This is a genomic window from Exiguobacterium sp. s50 (assembly GCF_018618175.1).
Classification (GTDB): domain Bacteria; phylum Bacillota; class Bacilli; order Exiguobacteriales; family Exiguobacteriaceae; genus Exiguobacterium; species Exiguobacterium chiriqhucha.
On record NZ_JACSLP010000005.1, the window covers coordinates 146,765 to 165,689 of the forward strand.

The 18,925-nt window shown below is 51.9% G+C and carries 20 protein-coding genes; 5 read left to right on the plus strand and 15 right to left on the minus strand.

Annotation, left to right across the window (positions count from 1 at the left end):
* Positions 1–81: 81 nt before the first annotated feature.
* The 4 genes from ric to KNP68_RS09030 form a co-directional block, all read right to left on the minus strand.
* On the minus strand, positions 82–789 hold the full coding sequence (gene ric / locus KNP68_RS09015) for an iron-sulfur cluster repair di-iron protein (RefSeq protein WP_029596325.1): 708 nt from the start codon (positions 787–789) through the stop codon (positions 82–84).
* A gap of 148 nt (positions 790–937) precedes the next feature.
* A complete protein-coding gene (aceA, locus tag KNP68_RS09020) occupies positions 938–2,218 on the minus strand; it encodes an isocitrate lyase (RefSeq protein ID WP_370448610.1) in 1,281 nt (426 codons plus the stop codon).
* Positions 2,219–2,284: 66 nt separating this feature from the next.
* A complete protein-coding gene (locus KNP68_RS09025; RefSeq protein ID WP_029596327.1) occupies positions 2,285–2,581 on the minus strand; it encodes a hypothetical protein in 297 nt (98 codons plus the stop codon).
* Positions 2,578–4,770, minus strand: coding sequence for a malate synthase G (locus KNP68_RS09030; RefSeq protein ID WP_251130832.1), 2,193 nt, complete (start codon positions 4,768–4,770; stop codon positions 2,578–2,580). Before KNP68_RS09030 ends, KNP68_RS09025 begins: the two co-directional genes overlap by 4 nt.
* Before the next feature lie 183 nt (positions 4,771–4,953).
* Here KNP68_RS09030 and KNP68_RS09035 point away from each other — a divergent pair, with 183 nt between their 5' ends.
* On the plus strand, positions 4,954–5,400 hold the full coding sequence (locus tag KNP68_RS09035) for a MarR family winged helix-turn-helix transcriptional regulator (RefSeq protein ID WP_029596329.1): 447 nt from the start codon (positions 4,954–4,956) through the stop codon (positions 5,398–5,400).
* Positions 5,397–6,032: a nitroreductase family protein gene (locus tag KNP68_RS09040; protein ID WP_214799408.1), complete on the plus strand. Its 636-nt coding sequence runs from the start codon at positions 5,397–5,399 to the stop codon at positions 6,030–6,032. Before KNP68_RS09035 ends, KNP68_RS09040 begins: the two co-directional genes overlap by 4 nt.
* Before the next feature lie 36 nt (positions 6,033–6,068).
* Here KNP68_RS09040 and KNP68_RS09045 read toward each other — a convergent pair whose 3' ends face one another.
* The 9 genes from KNP68_RS09045 to KNP68_RS09085 form a co-directional block, all read right to left on the minus strand.
* The gene (locus KNP68_RS09045) at positions 6,069–6,731 is read right to left on the minus strand and encodes an NAD(P)H-dependent oxidoreductase (RefSeq protein WP_058765538.1); all 663 of its coding nucleotides are present in this window, start codon (positions 6,729–6,731) and stop codon (positions 6,069–6,071) included.
* 17 nt (positions 6,732–6,748) lie between these two features.
* Positions 6,749–7,360 (minus strand): class I SAM-dependent methyltransferase, encoded by a 612-nt coding sequence (locus KNP68_RS09050; RefSeq protein ID WP_058765356.1) that lies wholly within the window; start codon positions 7,358–7,360, stop codon positions 6,749–6,751.
* On the minus strand, positions 7,357–8,364 hold the full coding sequence (locus KNP68_RS09055; protein ID WP_214799410.1) for an ABC transporter permease: 1,008 nt from the start codon (positions 8,362–8,364) through the stop codon (positions 7,357–7,359). Before KNP68_RS09055 ends, KNP68_RS09050 begins: the two co-directional genes overlap by 4 nt.
* A complete protein-coding gene (locus tag KNP68_RS09060) occupies positions 8,361–9,035 on the minus strand; it encodes an ABC transporter ATP-binding protein (RefSeq protein WP_214799411.1) in 675 nt (224 codons plus the stop codon). The genes KNP68_RS09055 and KNP68_RS09060 overlap by 4 nt, the downstream gene beginning before the upstream one ends.
* 39 nt (positions 9,036–9,074) lie before the next feature.
* A complete protein-coding gene (locus KNP68_RS09065) occupies positions 9,075–9,803 on the minus strand; it encodes a GntR family transcriptional regulator (RefSeq protein ID WP_029596335.1) in 729 nt (242 codons plus the stop codon).
* Positions 9,804–9,883: 80 nt separating this feature from the next.
* Entirely contained in the window at positions 9,884–11,308 is a 1,425-nt protein-coding gene (locus tag KNP68_RS09070; protein ID WP_214799413.1) for a glycoside hydrolase family 1 protein, read from the minus strand.
* 32 nt (positions 11,309–11,340) lie between these two features.
* Positions 11,341–12,651 (minus strand): PTS cellobiose transporter subunit IIC, encoded by a 1,311-nt coding sequence (gene celB, locus KNP68_RS09075; RefSeq protein WP_029596337.1) that lies wholly within the window; start codon positions 12,649–12,651, stop codon positions 11,341–11,343.
* 23 nt (positions 12,652–12,674) lie between these two features.
* Positions 12,675–13,019 carry a PTS sugar transporter subunit IIA gene (locus KNP68_RS09080; protein ID WP_021068000.1) on the minus strand — a complete coding sequence of 115 codons (345 nt, stop codon included), beginning with the start codon at positions 13,017–13,019 and terminating at the stop codon, positions 12,675–12,677.
* A 4-nt stretch (positions 13,020–13,023) separates the two neighbouring features.
* Positions 13,024–13,320 (minus strand): PTS sugar transporter subunit IIB, encoded by a 297-nt coding sequence (locus tag KNP68_RS09085; protein ID WP_021067999.1) that lies wholly within the window; start codon positions 13,318–13,320, stop codon positions 13,024–13,026.
* Between the two features lie 141 nt (positions 13,321–13,461).
* On the opposite strand from KNP68_RS09085, the gene KNP68_RS09090 reads away from it, so the two are divergent.
* Both KNP68_RS09090 and KNP68_RS09095 read left to right on the plus strand, forming a co-directional pair.
* Entirely contained in the window at positions 13,462–15,246 is a 1,785-nt protein-coding gene (locus tag KNP68_RS09090; RefSeq protein ID WP_058765346.1) for a type I phosphomannose isomerase catalytic subunit, read from the plus strand.
* A gap of 16 nt (positions 15,247–15,262) precedes the next feature.
* Complete coding sequence (locus KNP68_RS09095) at positions 15,263–16,135, plus strand: ROK family protein (protein WP_029596338.1); 873 nt, start codon at positions 15,263–15,265, stop codon at positions 16,133–16,135.
* Between the two features lie 39 nt (positions 16,136–16,174).
* Here KNP68_RS09095 and KNP68_RS09100 read toward each other — a convergent pair whose 3' ends face one another.
* Together KNP68_RS09100 and KNP68_RS09105 are read right to left on the minus strand one after the other, a co-directional pair.
* Positions 16,175–16,669, minus strand: a complete 495-nt coding sequence (locus tag KNP68_RS09100; RefSeq protein ID WP_029596339.1) for a hypothetical protein — start codon at positions 16,667–16,669, stop codon at positions 16,175–16,177.
* Entirely contained in the window at positions 16,666–18,183 is a 1,518-nt protein-coding gene (locus KNP68_RS09105) for a sensor domain-containing diguanylate cyclase (protein ID WP_029596340.1), read from the minus strand. Before KNP68_RS09105 ends, KNP68_RS09100 begins: the two co-directional genes overlap by 4 nt.
* A gap of 200 nt (positions 18,184–18,383) precedes the next feature.
* Here KNP68_RS09105 and KNP68_RS09110 point away from each other — a divergent pair, with 200 nt between their 5' ends.
* Positions 18,384–18,857 carry a DUF6188 family protein gene (locus tag KNP68_RS09110; RefSeq protein WP_125318031.1) on the plus strand — a complete coding sequence of 158 codons (474 nt, stop codon included), beginning with the start codon at positions 18,384–18,386 and terminating at the stop codon, positions 18,855–18,857.
* The last annotated feature ends 68 nt before the right edge of the window (positions 18,858–18,925 follow it).

An 18,925-nucleotide genomic window follows, 5' to 3' on the forward strand; every position in this document is an offset into this window, starting at 1 on the left:
TATCGTAGCGCTTGATTTGCCTCCCATCTGTATCAAACGTCACAAAAAGACACCCCCACGTAAGTAGAGGTGTGCCACTGCTTAAGCGAACGTGCGCGCCCGCGGGAATAAAATGTTGTTTTCGAGATGAATGTGTTCAAATGTATCCGATTCGAGCGCTTCTAACCGTTGATAGACAAGACGATACGTCCCACACGCTCCTTCAGGCGGCGTATAGTCGTTCGTGATTTGACGCAACTCTTTTAAAATGTCACCGGCTGCCGCGTGTTCTGACTCGAGCGAGGCCAAGATGTCATCAAGCTCCCGTCTCGTTTCAGCTGTCGGTGCCGTCTCGTGACGAAGCAACGTCGGGAAGTCTTCTGTCTCTTCTTTGACGATATGTTGTTCAAGTTCCACTTTCAATTGATTGAACAGTTGATGAATGCGTCCGAGGTGCGGATGATTTTGTCCGTGAACCCGGAACACTTTTGTCACATATGGTGTGAGCTGAGGCAATTCGTCCGTCAAAAACTGGTGATGCTTATAAATGATGTGCTCAATCAATTCCGAAGAAGAAGCGGCATCCCAATCGATGCTCTTCTCGTTCATCTCTTGCTTGCGTTGATAGAGCGCATTGACTTCTTCTAAAATATCTTCTGTCGACCGTTTCGATTTGTCAGTCGCTTCAGCGAGTGGTCGGTTGCCACCACAACAAAAATCGATTCGGTTCCGTTTGAAGATGTCTGCTGCTTGCGGGCATTGTTTGACGATTTCAGATACGTGCGTATCGCCCGTGAATGTCTGTGTCATCTGTCATAACCTCCATATTCGTTTTGACATGTTTAGCGTAGCAAGAGTTTGACGACAAAAATGTGAAATACGTCACATTTAGGTGAACGGGATTGCCGCGTTCCAAATTTGGACACAAAACAGCCCCTCATTTTGTGAGGGGCGTCGATTAATGGGAAGGCGTTTCAAATTGCTCTGCCTCGGTCGATCCGGCCAATGCCGTCGTCGACGACTGGCCTCCAGAAATGACGAGTGACACTTCATCAAAGTACCCGGTCCCGACTTCGCGCTGGTGACGTGTCGCCGTATAGCCATGCTGCTCCGCCGAGAATTCAGCTTGCTGCAACTCGGAATAGGCAGCCATCCCGCGGGCTTTGTATCCGCGTGCGAGTTCGAACATTCCGAAGTTGAGCGAGTGGAAACCAGCGAGCGTGACGAATTGGAACTTGTACCCCATCGCACCAATTTCTTGTTGGAACGTTGCGATTTCCTCGTCTGACAGCTTCTTCTTCCAGTTGAACGAAGGTGAGCAGTTGTAAGCAAGCAGTTTGCCCGGATATTTCGCGTGAATCGCATTTGCGAATTGGCGTGCCTCATCCAAATCGGGCTCGGACGTCTCGCACCAGACGAGGTCGGCGTACGGTGCGTAGGCAAGACCACGCGCGATTGCCTGCTCGATGCCTGCCTCGGTGCGGTAAAACCCTTCCGGTGTCCGGTCACCGACGATGAACGGATGGTCGATTGGGTCGATGTCGCTCGTAATCAAGTTCGCGGCGTGGGCGTCGGTCCGGGCGACGATAATCGTCGACACCCCCATGACGTCTGCCGCGAGACGTGCGGCAATCAAGTTTTTCACGGCCGTCTGTGTCGGGAGCAACACTTTGCCGCCGAGGTGACCGCACTTCTTCTCTGAAGAGAGTTGATCCTCCAAGTGGACGCCGGCTGCACCCGCCTCAATCATCGCCTTCGTCAACTCGAACACGTTGAGCACACCGCCGAAACCGGCTTCCATGTCAGCGACGATCGGGGCGAACCAATGCGTATCGCCTTTCCCTTCCGCCGTTTGAATTTGATCGGCCCGTTGAAGCGCCTGGTTAATCCGTTTGACGACGCTCGGCACCGAGTTAGCCGGGTATAGGCTTTGGTCCGGGTACATGTGTCCCGACAAGTTCGCATCGGCGGCGACTTGCCATCCGCTCAAATAGATGGCTTCGAGACCCGCCTTCACTTGCTGGATGGCCTGGTTCCCCGTCAACGCGCCGAGCGCGTGGACGTAGTCTCGTTCGTGGAGTAACTCCCATAACCGTTCCGCTCCTTTTGTCGCGAGCGTATGCTCGATTAGGACAGACCCCCGAAGCCTCATCACGTCTTTGACCCCATATGGACGTTCGACCCCGTTAAACCGTTCCGACTGTAACATATCCTCTAGTTGCATTTGTTGTTCATTCATATCCATTCCTCCTGTATTATATTAATTTATATATTTATCGTTTGTTATATAACAGATAATGCAAGCTTAATCCAAGTATGCACAGCATTCGAGCGCCGCTTTGAATGACGAGTGCTCCATCCCGCAGCAACGACAGACGTTTTCTTCGTCACGATCTTCTGGTTTACGGAATATGACGACCTCTTCGACCGGCTCTCTCATGATTTGGAGCGACCCGTCGGCCCGGTCGAGCACGAGGCGCATCAAATCGTTCCCATAGACGAACGCCGTGTTAGCGAGCGCCGCTGTCGATTCCCCCGAGACGATCCGACGGACGACCCAACGTTCAATCAACTGTTCGCTTTCGATTTTTTTCGTTGTCATGATGATGCTCCTCCTTTTAAATTCGGTTCTAATGTCACTTGTTGTAAAAACTGTCGGCGGCGCCGGTGCAGGATCGGTTCCGTATATCCATTTGGTGATGCATCGCCTTCGAACACTAACTCTTTCGCCGCTTGATAGGCGATGGAGCAGTCTACATCTGGCGTCATCGGACGATAGTGCGGATCTTCCGCGTTTTGCGCGTCGACGACCTCGGCCATCCGGTAAAGCGTCACTTCGACTTGTTCACGGCTACAGATTCCATGGTATAGCCAGTTGGCGACATGTTGACTCGAAATACGAAGCGTTGCTCGGTCTTCCATCAACCCGACATGATGAATATCGGGCACTTTCGAGCAGCCGACACCTTGCTCGACCCAACGGACGACGTAACCGAGCAACCCTTGCAGGTTGTTCTCGAGTTCCTCGTTCACTTCCTCATCTGTATAGAGACGCGTGGCGAGTGGTACCTCGAGCAGACGCCCTCGCTCAGTTGCTGGATTAAACGAACGATTCGCCAACTCACGCTGAACGTCAAACGCATCGACTTGATGGTAATGCAGCGCATGAAGCGTGGCCGCCGTCGGGGACGGCACCCAAGCCGTCGTCGCCCCGGACCGGACATGATTGCTTTTTTCACGCATCATGTCGCGCATCCGATCGGGCATCGCCCACATCCCTTTCCCGATTTGCCCGCGTTGATGGAATCCTGCGTCAAGCCCGATCTGGACATTCAGACGTTCATAAGCATCGAGCCACTCCGATGTTTTCATCTCGCCTTTCTTGCGCATCGGTCCGAGCGTGAGCGAGGAGTGAATCTCATCGCCCGTCCGGTCGAGGAATCCGGTATTGATGAAGACGATGCGTTCCTTCACTTGCTCGATACAGTTCTTCAAATTAAGCGACGTGCGTCGCTCCTCGTCCATCACGCCGACTTTGAGCGTGTGACGCGGTAACTCGAGTACATCTTCAATCGCATCGAACAAGTCGTTCGTGAACGCGACTTCCTTAGATCCATGCATCTTCGGTTTGACGATATAGATGGAGCGTTCGCGGGAATTTCGTCTGGCATCAAGATGGCGGCTCGCGATGAGCGCAGTGAAAATCCCGTCCAAGATCCCTTCCGGTACTTCACGCCCTTCCGCGTCGAGCATCAAGTCTGTCGTCATCAAGTGCCCGACGTTTCGAATAAAGAGGAGCGATCGGCCCGGAAGCGTGACTTCACGCCCGTCTTTCCCGACATACTTCCGGTCAGGGTTCAACTTCCGAGTGAGCGGCCGACCTCCTTTCGTGAATGTTGCTTCGAGCGTCCCGTCCATCAGGCCTAGCCAGTTCGCGTAAAGGTGGACCTTGTCTTCCGCCCGAACAGCGGCAACCGAGTCTTCACAGTCGACGATGGCAGACAAGGCGGACTCGAGTTCGATGTCAATGAGCCCTGCTCGATCGACCCGTCCGATTGGGTGGTCCCGGTCAAACTGCAACTCGGCGTGAATCCCGTTATGGACGAGCAAGAGCTTATTCGGATCACTCGTTTCCCCGACATAGCCGACGAGACAATCGTCTTGAAACGCGATGCGGTTCCCTTCGATGATGGCGTATGGCCTGCCCTCTGACACGAGATAGCCGTTCGCTTCTTCGTGCGAGCCCTCCCGGAGCGGAAATGTATCGTCGAGAAACTGTTTGGCGTAGGCGATGACCGCTTCACCTCGGACTGGATTATAACCACTCGACTTCGTTTTCCCGTCCTCTTCGTCGATGACGTCCGTTCCGTACAAGGCGTCATACAGACTTCCCCAGCGGGCGTTCGCCGCGTTCAACGCATAGCGCGCGTTGTCGAGCGGAACGACGAGCTGTGGTCCGGCTTGCCTACTAACCTCTGAATCGACACCTGAAACGTCGATGCTGAAATCAGGGACGGTCGCTTCGATGTAATCGATGGACCGAAGGAAACGCTCATAGTCTTCCAGGTCGAAGGCTTGCTTGTGCTCGCTGTACCATTCCTGTAATAGTCGCTCATACGACTCACGTTCGTGAAGCAGTGACTCATTCCGAGGAATGAACTCATCGAGTAGGCGCCCGACCCCAGGCCAAAATTGTCGGTGCGCCTCTTCGTCAGGCAATATACGAGCCGAGATGAAGTCGAGCAACGTTTCATGTACGTGATAAGTACCTACTTGTTTGTAATGTTCCAAGCCGTCACATCCTTCCATTCAATTGTTATATATCAGTTGACTTTAATATAGACTATTATATAACAGTTTGACAACAGTTTTTTGAAACTTTTTATTTGCGATCTATTTCAAAACCGATTAGTATACATTGTGTGAGCTATCAATGATTGATTCATCAATTAGTTTTTTGAAGGAGGATACCCGATGCGCGACGCCTGTTCGCTCAGCGATGAGATTCTCTACCACGTCATCACCGTACAAAAAGAACTGGCCCAACTGTTCGATACGGAAATGGACGGGCTCAGCTCGACCCGCTTCGATATTTTGAGCAACTTGCATCACGTCGGCCCTTTGCGTCAGCGTGAACTGCAACAACGGGTCGGCGTCGATCATGCCGCCATCACGCGTCATTTGAAACAGCTCGAGACACAGGGCTTGATCACGCGCGAACGCTGCCTCCAAGACAATCGGGTCATCTTTGTCGATTTGACCGATGTCGGTCGGGAGCGGATTGCACATTGGACCGAGCAAAAGAAGTGTTTATCGGACCGTCTTTTTGTAAACATGAAGGTAGAGGAGCAACGACAGTTACTCGAACTTTTAAATACGTTACAAACCAACATTCAACATGAAAGGAAGACCCTTATATGAACACGACAACACAGAAAGACTTTATGGAAATCCTCAAAGGACGCCGCTCGATTCGCGTCTATGATGAGAACGTCAAAATCTCAAAAGAAGAGATGACACAAATCCTGGAGGAAGCGACGACGGCACCGTCATCACTCAACCTGCAACCGTGGCGCTTCGTCGTCATCGATAGCGCAGAAGGGAAAGACACACTCCTTCCGCTCGCAAGCTTCAACAAACGCCAAGTCGAGACGTCATCAGCCGTTATCGCCATCTTTGCCGACTACCAGATGGCCGATTACACACAACAGATCTTTGATACGGCCGTCGAGCGTGGCCTCATGCCACCAGAAGTCCGCGACCGTCAAGTCGACATGATCAAAGGCATCTTCAAAGACGCCCCGAAAGAGTCTGTCAAAGACAGCATCTTGCTCGACTCGGGTCTCGTCGCGATGCAACTCATGCTCGTCGCCCGTGCCCACGGCTACGACACAAACCCGATCGGTGGTTATGACAAAGCGAACATCGCGGAAGCGTTCGGCCTCGAGAAAGAGCGCTACCTTCCTGTCATGCTCCTCTCAATCGGAAAAGCCGCGGAAGACGGTTACCAATCGGTCCGCTTCCCAATCGACCGCATCACCGACTGGAAATAAGCAAAAGCTCAAGCGCCGAGGCGCTTGAGCTTTTTTTCATCCGATGTATTTGACGACCTCATTGAAGTCACGGCGTGTCTTCGGCGCGAAGTCACGGGCCCGATGTCCGAACGCGACCATGACCGAGAGCGACCAGGCGCCTCGTTCCATGACGCCTTCTGAAATCAATAATTCGTCAATCTCCGCTTGATTGAACCCTTCGATCGGGCATGAGTCGACGCCGATTTGGGCAGCGGCCGTCATCATGTTGCCGAGCGGGATATACGTTTGGCGTTTAATCCACTCTTGGAACACACGCTCGTCGTCCAACAGTCGATAATCTTGTTCTTGGAACTCACGGACACGTTTTACCCGAAGGGCGTACTCGTCTTCCGTCCGTCCTTGGACGTCCGTGACGATATGACGGATATAGTCCGAGTCGTAGCGCATCGCTTCAGGCGTCCGCGCCAAGATCAACACGAAATGGCTTGCCGTCAACGCCTGCCCTTGCGCCCCCCAAGCATGGTCTTTAATCTTTTGGAGCAAGTCTTCGCGACGAACGACGACGAACTGCCAAGGCTCAAAACCGAACGAACTTGGTGACAGGCGGCCTGTCTCCAAGATGAATTCGAAATCTTCCTCATCGATTTTACGGTCCGCGTCGAACTCCTTCGTCGCTTGACGCCAACGATACGCGTCTAAAATCTCTTCTTTTTTCACGATGATCCACTCCCCATTCACCAAGATGACTCCATCATATCAAAACGATAAATGAGAAAGCGCTCATGAAGATTCTTCAAGGGCAATCGGACGTCTTGCACGTAGCGAAACGGCGTCTCATCGTTCAGAAAATGTAAGTACTCATCGGCTGGATAATAGAGGATGAGGTCGACCGGACGCGGCGTGCGCTCGACCGAGTCGATGATATTCGCGACGACCTGCCGGAACACGTTCACCGAGAACGGGTTGAAGAAATAAAAGCGGTTCGCCTCAGCCGGCACCTCAAACTGTTCGGCGTAGCCGCGGACGAGCTGGACACTGCCACGCGTCCGGTGTTTCTTGGCGTAGTTCATCCAATTCTCGAGCGCCGCCTCGTGGAAGCCGCCATCCATCTCGACACCGATGGCCCGGACACGGAACGTATAGGCGAGATAAAACGGGAGGCGCCCTTTCCCCGATCCGAAGTCGACGACCGTGTCCGTGGCCGCGAGCGGATAGGCGTCACGCAACAAGTCGAGCGCCTCATATGGGGTCGGTTCATAGCGATGGTATTCAGCCGAGGCCGGGAACCCTTGTTGCGGTTTCGCCGTCTCGATTTGAAGCAATCGTTCATAGTCTTGTTCAGTCATAAATCTGTCCTTTCTTGGATGGCGCGGAAAAACGGATGACGCTCCATCTCTTGTTTGAACGCCTGTCGTTCTTGCCACATCACATAGCCGACGTAGAGCGGGATGAGCAACTTGAACCAGCTCGGTACGAGGAGCATCCCCGTGACGGCAAGCGGGATGAGACGCAGCCATAAGTTCCGATGACGCGGCGTCCGTATATAGAGTAAAATGGCCGACGTGCGCCGGGCGGTCCCAAACCGATTCGGTCTCGGTCGATAGAGCGGACGTTTGCGCCGGCTCGGCTTCTCGATGGCGCCCGACGTCGATAATAATGCCCGGTCAAAGGCGGTACGCAACGCCTCACTACGTTTGAGTTCTTGGCTAAGATATGGGTGGCGTGACAGCCACCCTTCTCCGACATACATCGCAAATGCAACGAGGCCGCTGCCGAGTACGGCCGACCATAAAGGTGAGTCGATGAGGAGCGCATACATACAAACGAACGTCACACACGTGACCGTAACTCGTAACATCCAATGGCTGCGCCGGACCGTCAATTGATAACGGATCCACGTATGAAGCCCGGTCAAAAACAGGAGGCTGATCCCAAATGCGGATATGGAGACAACGGGCCAACCGTCAAGCCAAAGCACGGGGATGAACATCAATAGGACAAAGAGGAGCGTTGAACCTAGTTTGATGGCGTGATAAAGCAACGAATCGTGCTTCAACCTGCGAACCAAAGAACGTTTGGCCACCAGCGTCACGTCCGCCCGTTCGACCCAGACGAAAAACGGATTTCTAAGGAGTACGATTCCAATTCCAAGCGCCCAAACGAGCGTCGGCACCTGACTCACCCCCTCGATTTCGCCTTGCCAAAGCAATCGGTATTGATACCCGAGAAAGATGGCGAACGGAATGACGCCGTACAGAACGACTGTCCAATCCAAGATGAGCCGCCACGTCCTCCACTGCTTGGTCACATGGGTGCGGACACGTCTAGCAAACAGCTGATGTTCATTCATCGCATAACCACATCTTCCATCATATCGAACAGCGACTCGCCTTCGGTTTGCAGGCTGAGACGCAATTCATCTTTCGTCCCACTTGCGAGCATGCGTCCGTCATCGATCCAGACGAAGCGGTCGCATAACCGCTCTGCCGTGTCGAGGACGTGGGTGACGAGAAGCACCCCGGTGCCTTGACGGCGTTCCGCTTCAAGTAAACGAAGCAACTGAATCGTCGTCGTCGCGTCGAGTCCGACGAACGGCTCATCGACAAGGAGAAACTTCGCCTCTTGGATGAGCGCCAACAGAATCATCGCTTTTTGCTTCATCCCTTTTGAGAACGAGGCGATATAGTCGTGCCGGACCGTCTCGAGCCGAAACAGACGCAGCAATTCGTCTGTCCGCTCGCGAGTGTGAACACTCGTCAATTCCAATACGAGAGCGATATGTTCCTCGAGCGTCAAATAATCATAGTAAACCGGTTGCTCGGGGATATAGGCGTAGCGGTCGATTTTCACCGTTCCACGCATCCACGGGATTGTTCCGGTGAGACAGGCGAGCGTCGTGCTCTTCCCGGCCCCGTTCGACCCAATCATCCCAACGATTTCGCCCGGTCGGACCTCAAATTCGATGTCCTCAATGACCGACTCACCGCGTTCATACCCGGCTTGTTCAATGTGAACGTCCATTCGAACCTCCTTCGCAAAAAGTCGCCTTTTCAGGCGACGTCATCGAACGATATTGACCGAAGAGAAAACGAACTTGTCATAGCGGTGCCGGGCGAATGAATATTCGAACGGCTTCCCGTTACTCAAGTAAACGACTTGTTCGACTTCAATGATTGGGTCGGTAATGTCATTCTTCAAGTAACGTTGGTCGTACTCGTCAGGCTTGTCGGCTCGAATCATCTTGTGTGAACTCGTGATTGTATAGCCGAGCTCCTGTTGGATGTAACTATAGACCGATTTCTCTAAAATTTTACGCGACAGTCCTGTAATTAGATTGGCGACCATGTACGTCAATTCGATGACATACGGCTCTTCGTCCACATAGCGGACACGACGAATCTCATAGACTGGTTCCGTCAGCTCAATCATCAAATGGTCAGCGACTTCCTGGGTCGGGAACTTCACTTCAAAATCGAGCACTTCACTGCGCAAACTGCGGTCGCCGATGACTTGCGTCAATCCTCTCGTCTCTTTACTGATGATGTTGATGCGTTCTTTTTGGAAACTGGCCGGCAAGATGAACGTCCCTTTGCCACGCTTCCGATAAATCAAGCCTTCCATCACGAGAATCTCGAGAGCACGCTTCATCGTCATACGGCTGACACCAAATTCTTCTGCTAATTGAATCTCATCTGGGAGCGGTGTTTCGAGTTCATAAGCCTGTTCATTGATCCGATGCCGAATCTCATCCGCAATCGATTCATATTTTGGTTTTTTCTTTATAGACATATTCCACCTCATGTATAGACATATACAAATAATATATCAAAAAAAGCTGACAAAGAGTAGGTCCTTGTCAGCTTTTCCTATTATTCTGTAAATCCATGATTGGTAATCACTTGTTTGAACCAGTGACCAGACTTTTTAACGGTCCGCTCTTGGGTCGCCAAGTCGACACCGACGAACCCATAGCGGTTCTTATAGGCGTTGCTCCATGACCAGTTGTCCATGAACGTCCATAAATGGTACCCTTTCACGTTCGCACCTTCTTCGAGCGCCCGATGCGTCCATTTCAAATGCTCGCGAATGAAATCGATCCGGTAGTCGTCTTGCACGCTGCCGTCGGTGTCACGGTAACGTTCTTCTCCTTCGACGCCCATCCCGTTCTCAGAAATGAAACACGGGATGTTACCGTAGTTGTCTTTCAAGTTGATCAAGATGTCATAGACGCCCTGCTCATAAATTTCCCAACCACGATACGGGTTCATCTTGCGACCCGGCATCTCATAGAAGTCGAACAAATTCTCGGGTAGGAACGGCGCATCAGGATTCGGTAGCGACGCCTTTGCCTTGACCCGACGCGGTTGATAGTAATTGATGCCAAGGAGGTCGATCGTATTCGCCCGAATGAGTTCCAAGTCTCCAGGTTGCATCTCCGGCATCGCGCCTTGTTCCTGTAACACGTCGACGAGTTCTTCAGGGAACGTCCCGAGCACGGACGGGTCCAAGAACGAGCGGTTGAAGATGGCGTCGGCCAAGCGTGACGCCTTCAGATCGGCCGGATGTTGGCTGCGCGGATACGACGGCGTCAAATTCAGGATAATTCCGATTTGACCGGCCTGTTCCCGCTCCCGGTACGCCTGAATGGCGAGCGCGCTCGATATGATCGAATGGTAAGCGACTTGAACGGCACGCTTGAAATCGACGACGTTCGGATAGTGGAAATCGTACAAATAGCCGCCTTCGACCGGTACGATCGGTTCGTTATGGGTGAACCATGTCGTCACACGGTCTCCGAAAAGTTCGAAACAAGTCTTCGCGAACTGTACGTAAGCGTCGACGACGTCACGTGACTCCCAGCCGCCTCGGTCTTGAAGCGCCATCGGCATGTCGAAGTGATACAAGTTGATGAACGGCTCGATGTCATGATCGATGAGGCAATTAATCACATTGTTATAGAACGTGATCGCCTCTTCATTCACCTCACCGACGCCTTCTGGGAATAGACGTGACCACGAGATTGAGAAACGGAACGTGTTATGTCCGAGCTCCTTCATGAGTGCGATGTCTTGCTCGTACAAATGATAGAAGTTAGACGCCTCCGTCGCGCTGACGCCATTGAAGAATCGGTTCGGCTGTTGCATATACCAATAATCCCAAATATTTAAGCCTTTGCCTCCCTCAAACGCCGCACCTTCCATTTGCGTCGCCGAAGAGGCCGTCCCCCACCAAAAATCGGTCGGGAATTGATACGTCACTGCTGCTGATGTTTTCGTTTCTGTCGGGTTCGTCATAAACTTTCTCTCCCTTATTCTCTATTTCTCATTCATACCGCTTCGTCTTTATGGTTAGCGGCTTCTTCCTGTTCTTTCTTCAAGTTCAAACGGTCAATAAATTTAAGGAATGGGAACCAGACCGCCAAGATGATCAAGAAGTTGACGAGTTGTAGCAATCCGCCGGCAAGTGAGTTCGTCGCCATCATCCCACTGATGAACATCGGGACGGTCCAAGGTACCGCGACCCCTGTCGGCGGCGGGACGAGCCCTGTCGACATTGCAAAGTAAGTGACTGTGACCGTGATGAGTGGGGCGACAATCCACGGAATCATGATGAGCGGGTTCATGACGATCGGCAGACCGAAAATGACCGGTTCGTTGACGTTAAAGATCCCTGGTCCGAGTGACAGTTTCCCGATTTGTTTCAACTGCTTCGATTTCAAGAACAACAAAATCGCTACGATGACGGCAAGCGTCGAGCCCGATCCACCAAGGCCGACCGTATAGATTTCGACAAACTGTTTACTGATGATGTTCGGTACTTCTCCGGTCGCCGTGTACGCGTTCAAATTTTCAAGCGACAACGTATTCCAAATCGGATCCATGACCGAGTTGACGATGACTTGTCCGTGCAACCCGAAGAACCAGAACAATTGGACGAAGAAGATGGCGATCAACGTTGGGACGAGACCGTTACCCAATTTAACGAGCGGCTGTTGCACGACGTTGAAGATGACGTCATGTAAGTTCGTATTGAACAAGCTCGTCACACCAATGTTGAGGAGCAAGAAGACCGTGAGCGTCAACAAGGCCGGAACGAGCGCCGAGAACGACTTCGCAACCGCCGGCGGTACGCCGTCCGGCATTTTGATCGTCCAGTTCTTTTGAACGACGAATCGATAAATCTCACCTGAGAGGAAACCTGTAATCATGGCGAGGAACATTCCTTTGGCGCCAAGACGATCAAGCGGGAGGACGTTACCGACCGCTTCTGTCATTCCTTCGACTTCAATGAGGAACGGTGTCAACAAGAGGAACGATACGAGCGAAATCGCCCCACCGAAGACGGCTTCGACGTTGTAACTTTTCGAAAGATAATAGCCAATACCGAAAACGACGAAGATTGACATGATTCCCATCGTGGCCGATGGGGCGTTACCGAGTGACGATTTGAACGCATTCAGCGTCCCTTCCGACATGAACTTGTCTAAGAACGGCAAGTTGGCAATAACGACGACGATTGAACCGAACATGGTAATCGGGAACGCGAGCATGAACGCATCCCGTAATACTTGCAAATACCGACTGTTATTCAAGTAAGTCGCCATCGGCATGAGCAACTTGCTGATCAATAAGAACATTTTGTTGTCCTGTGACATAGGATTCACCCTTCTTGATTAGGATTTACAATCTTTTGCTCCATCATCTCGATCAGGCTTGCCGTCAAATCGAGCATCGTCTGAGTCGACATGAGATGGTCTTCGGCGTGAAGGAGCAACAGTGACATGTCCGTCTTCTCCCCGTTCGCCTCTTTTTGAATTTGACCGAAGTGCGTCTGATGCGCTTCTTTTAACTGTTCACGTGCTGTCGCCAGCTGCGCTTCAAACGCTTCGTAGGAACCGTTCTTATACGTTTGGATTGCTTCTTGAATCGTGCTCCGAGCGTTCCCGCTATGCAAAATCATCATGAACGCCATCTGTTCTAACGTTAACTCTTCCGTTCCTTCCATGACCTCACCCCATCAATTTGATTGCTTGCTCATACGCTGCTTTCCCATTCGCCGTTCCGTAGGCCATCATGTCGATGACTTCGACCGGTTTCGATGTTTGCGCTTTCAATTTGTCGAGCAAAAAGCGCATTTGCGGTCCGATGAGGATGACGTCCGCTTCTTCCATCTCCTTACCGACCTGGTCCTGACCGACTGCCCAAATTTTCGCTTCGTCCCCGATTGACGCCGCGTGCTGTTGCATTTTCGTGACGAGCAGGCTCGTCGACATTCCTGAACTACAAGCAAGTAATACCTTCTTCATGTTCGACCACTCCTTTTTTGAAATCGTTTACAAGTTTTATTATACACATGATTTATTTCATGTCTATACTTGATTTAAAGTTTGTTTAGTTTTTAAATTTAAAAGTGTATACGATAATAAATGAGAGTGAGGGAATTGACGATGAAAATCATCCCGTTACAGCCGCATTATCAATATCGTCTTTGGGGAGGCGACCGCTTAAAGCGTTTTGGTTTTTGTTTTGATGAAGTCTCGATCGGCGAAGCATGGACCGCCTCGGCGTTGCCGCAAGGCAGTTCCGTCGTGTCTGCCGGATCGCATATTGGGACAACGCTAGACGACCTTTATGCCACGCATCCAGAACTGTTCGGCATTAACTCACCTGTATTTCCGTTATTGATCAAGTGGATTGACCCGAACGATGATTTATCGATTCAAGTGCATCCTGATGACGAGCTCGCGCAGTCGCTCGAGGGTCAACCGTATGGAAAGAATGAATGCTGGTACATCCTCGACGCGCCAGAAGGGGGAGAAATCATCTACGGGCATACGTTCGAGTCGAAAGAGACGTTACAACAGGCGCTCGAGGCTGGTGATGTCATGTCCGGTTTAATTCGAAAACCTGTCAGCCGCGGCGATTTTTTATACGTGCCGGCCGGGACTGTCCACGCTTTGACGAAAGACGTATCTGTTCTCGAGATTCAACAAAGTTCGGATACGACGTACCGTCTCTATGATTACGGACGCACTGAACCGACGACGGGCCGCACACGTGATCTCCACGTCAATCAAGGTACTCTTGCCTCCTTCGCACCCCATCTCGACTATGTGGAACCTGCCCTGTCACTGGATCATTTCCGAACGCAATTGACGCGCAATCCGTATTTCTTCGTCGAAAAATGGACGATCGAACGCGAAGAATCCGTCTCGACGGACACGTTCCGTTTGCTCTCGGTCGTCGAAGGGACACTTGAGATTGACGGTTCGGCCTTCGAGATCGGTGCGACGTTGCTTTTGCCAGCGGGTCAGTCATTTCAGTTAGACGGAACGGCCACGTGCCTCGTCACCGGTGTATCCTCTCCAACGAAACAAAAAGCCCGCATCGGCATCGATTTGGGCGGCACAAACACACGAATCGCCGTCGTGTCGACAGAAGGGCGTCTCGAGAAACAATATAAATTGAAGACACAGCCGCACCTTGCGCTCGACACCTTGTTGAACCAAATCAAGCTTGCCGTCGAACGATTCCAACTCGAATATGACATCACGCACGTCGGCATCGCGGCACCGGGTCCGCTCGACTTAAAACGAGGTGCGTTCTTGACCCCGCCGAACCTCCCGAACTGGCACCATCAGACAATCGTGGAGCCGCTATGCACTCTGCTCGGCCTACCTGTCACGTTAGAGAATGATGCCAATGCGGCAGCGCTCGCCGAAGCGAAATTTGGGGCTGGTCGTCATGTCGACTCCGTCTTTTACGTCACGGTCAGCACAGGTATTGGCGGCGGTTTCGTCTATAAGCAAAATTTGATTAGCGGGGCTCATGGTAGCGCCGGAGAAGTCGGCAATATGATCATTCGTACGGACGGACCAGCACATCCGACGCTGAACGTCGGAGCGCTTGAAACGCATGCGAGTGGAACGGCACTTCACGAACGTGCCCGCACTAAAGGAATGACTGATTCGATGACGCTTTTGACAGACGAAATCGAATGCAGCACGTTCGTCGAGGATTTAGCGACCGGTCTCGCCAATATCATCCACACGGTCGATCCTGACGTCATCATTCTTGGAGGAGGCGTGACGGCTTCGGCTCCGTTATACTGGAATCAGTTACAAGACGCGGTCGCGATGCGAGTATACCCTCATTTGAGAGGAGCGACCCCCCTCGTCCTGCAGCAATTGCATGGCGACGCTGGCGTCATCGGGGCCGCGTTCTTGCCATAAGGAGTGGAAACAAGACATGCAACATTATTTAGCTATCGATATTGGTGGTACGAGTATCAAATACGGAGTCGTCCAAGCCGACGGCAACCTCCTGTCGAACAAACACGTCCCAACCCCAGCGACGTGGGACGGCTTGCTTGATCAAGTCGATGTGATTTTTAACGAAGCGACCGTTGAGTCCCCGCTCGACGGAATCGCCTTCAGTGCGCCCGGCTCCGTCGACTCGACGACCGGTGTGATTCATGGCATCAGCGCATTGCCGTATATCCACAATCGTCCGTTTCTACAGGCGTTCGAAGACCGTTACGACTTACCGGTCACCGTCTTGAACGATGCCAATGCGGCAGCACTTGCAGAAGGATGGAACGGTGCGGCCGCATCCGTGAAACGTTATGCGACCGTGGTCATCGGTACCGGCATCGGTGGTGCCTTCGTCGACTCGGACGTCCTCATGGTCGGGTCACACTTCCACGGCGGTGAGTACGGGTACTGGATTTTGGACCCGAACTTGCCGCATCCAGATGGAACATGGAGCGCCATCGGTTCGACGGCCGTCCTCGTCAAGCGTTGCAGCGAACAGCTCGGTCGTCCACTTACCGGAAAAGACGTGTTCGCGCTTCAAACCAATCCGGTCATCCAAACGGAATTAGAGCGCTTCTATCGCTGGAACGCAATCGGCATGTACAATCTTCAATTCGGACTCGACCCGGAGCGGATTTTAATCGGTGGCGGCATCAGTCGCCGTCCGGAAGTCCGAGACGGCATCAAACGACACTTGGATGCGCTCTGTGACGCGTTCGGGACGTTCCACATCGATCTCGAGACGTGTGCCCACTTCAACGCGGCCAACTTGATCGGTGCCGCACGATTTCACATGTTAGCGCAGTAAAAAAAGGGTTTCCACCACGAGTCTGTGATGGAAACCCTTTCATTGTGCGAGGTGATCTTCATGGAGGTGATCATACACCTCGTCTCGAATCGCTTCGAGCGTACGGTCATGGACAATCATATGCTCCCGAATCGTCCGGTTGACGCGTTCATTAATCTTTCCGGCCTCCAAGTGTCGATCCAACACAGGAAGGCTGAAATCGTCAATCGGCAAATAGGCGATAGGAATCACCGTCGATTCTGATTTTACGGAGACTTGCACGCCGTTCACTTCTGGAAAGAAATAAGACTCATAATACGGTTCGACGACCAGTTCTGCTTTCGCCGCATCGCGGACTTCTGGAATCGTCGTCGGCAACGCGATGAAATATACCATTTGATCGAACGAGAACGAGACGTCTTTCAATGAGACACCGAGTGCCGCAGCGTGGCGTCGCGCCAAGTTGCCTGTCACGAAACGATAACACGGCTGACTCGTCAATAAAATCGAACCGATAAAGACGACGGTCATAATCATGACACTGAATTCGGTCATAATGTTACCCCCTCCCAACGACAGACTTGATTTTTCCCTTTTGATTTGGCTGCATAGAGGGCTTGATCGGCACACTCAATCAACTGTTCGAGGGACTGTTCATGAAGGGTATGCTTTGAAGCGACGCCGAAGCTGAGCGTCAATTGCCCACCCGGTTGTCGCTCTCCGTTCATAAAGTTCGTTCCGAGCACGGCGCTGCGGATCGTTTCCGCCACCTGTGCCGCCTCGACCTCGTCATACTGCGGCAATAGGACGACGAACTCTTCGCCACCGAACCGATACGCCATCTGTTCATCCGGCACGCTTCGTCGAATGACACTCGCGAGTCGCGTCAACAACTCGTTTCCAGCCAAGTGCCCGTTCGTGTCGTTGAAGTGCTTGAAATAATCGATATCCATGACAATCAGTGACAGCTCGTCCGTTTCGCACTCCCGGAATAAGACGTCCAGATCTTGTTCGAATGAGCGATGGTTTTTAAGACGCGTCAAGCCGTCACGAAGCGCCAATGTCTCGATACGTTGATACAGCATCGTTTGATGGAGCGCGAGCGAGGCTTGTTCCGCAATCGGACGGACGCTATCAATCTTTTGAGGGGTGATCGGCTTTTTGTTGACGACGTTATCGATGACGAGGAGTCCGTAAGGGATTCCTTGATGGTGAAGTGGGAAAATCGTACACTCATCCATTTGTAAATCGGTATGTAGCATCCGCAGCACCGGGTCATCGGCGATGCTCGCGTAGACATGGAGCGGTCGTCCTGAATCGAGCGTCTGTTTGAACAGGTGGTTGCCATGAAACGGGATCGTCATCTTCCGAATTCGTTCGTTCAACTGTTCATCGTGCGTCGAGTCCGTCTCCTTCTCATCAATCAGTCCTTGGAGGTCATAATGTTGGCGCGTAATTTCTTCCCAAATTTGAAAGCCGTCTTCTGGATTCATCGGTCCTGTTCCCATCACTCCGTAAATGCTATCTTTTTCCAAATCCGCAAAAAAGATGATTGAACGGTTAAACCCGAGCCCGTGCCCCGCCGTCACCGATGTCAAAATCGTTTGCAACAATCGGTCCGGATCAAGCGTGTCTTGCATTGTAAAACTGACTTCCCGAAACACGTTCAATTGACGAGAACTTGCCGTCAACATCCGTAACCGTCCCGATCGCTCACGCTTTAACTGTTTGACGTAGCCGAAGAGCAACGCCGCACCTAATCCAAAGAAGACATAACTGAGCAACAGTGGAAAGGATAGTATCCCGGATTGACTGTATACTAAAAGCCAGCTGACCATAATAGCAACAGTCATGCCTTTCCAGTGAAAACAGACGAGTCCCGTAATAATCAACAACAGCACGGACCAATGCAAATCATAAAAGTCGAACAACACCCCGTGCCAAATCACGACGAGACTGCTCGTCCCGGCGAGCAGCCAGCGATTCAGGGCGGGGGTCGTCATCAACCGGAGGATGTTGAGGACGATGGTGATTAGGACAGTGCCGCCAATCAATAAGCCATAAACCATGGTTACCCCTCGTTTCATCGATTCATCTATACATTTGATTATAAATCGAATCCTTGAAGGCGGGACCGAATTCGCCCAATCACTGACCAAACTTTTAACTTCCTTGAAGTATTTTCCATAAGATGTCGAACGTCTTTATCTACCTCTCGTATGAGTGATTTCACATAATCCTTTCGTTTACTTTAGTGGAGTAACGTGGAATGATGGAATTAACTAACCTATTTAAGCGAGGTGGAAGCGTGACCCGTACCGAACATCTAGAAGCTACACGGATTTTACAACATCTATTTAACGCGTCTTCCTTCGTCGGAATCGACTTCGGTTCCGGTCCAAACCATCACCTACTTTACTTTAAACGAGACGGCAACGAGTCTTGGCTCTCAATCGAAGGACCCTGGTACGTCCATTCATCGGGTCCGTCGTTCAACGAAGACGAACAACTCCATCACCTCGTCGGACTGCGACGTGAACGCGTCCGCTCCGTCCGTTTAACAGAAGACAACCCCAACCTTGAACTCACATTTGAATCCGGATCGGTCCTGTTCGTGAACGGTTATCATGAGCAGTACGAGAGTTGGCAGGCCGGGGACGCCCGCCCGCTCGGAGGCGAACACTTTTTACTCGTCGCCATGCCTCAAGGAGACTTGGCCGTCTTCGCGGAAGATGACGTCTGATGGCAGCCTGGACGGAGATTCTCACGTATATGTTGATTGCCGGCGGCGTCAGTCTCGCCATCATCGTT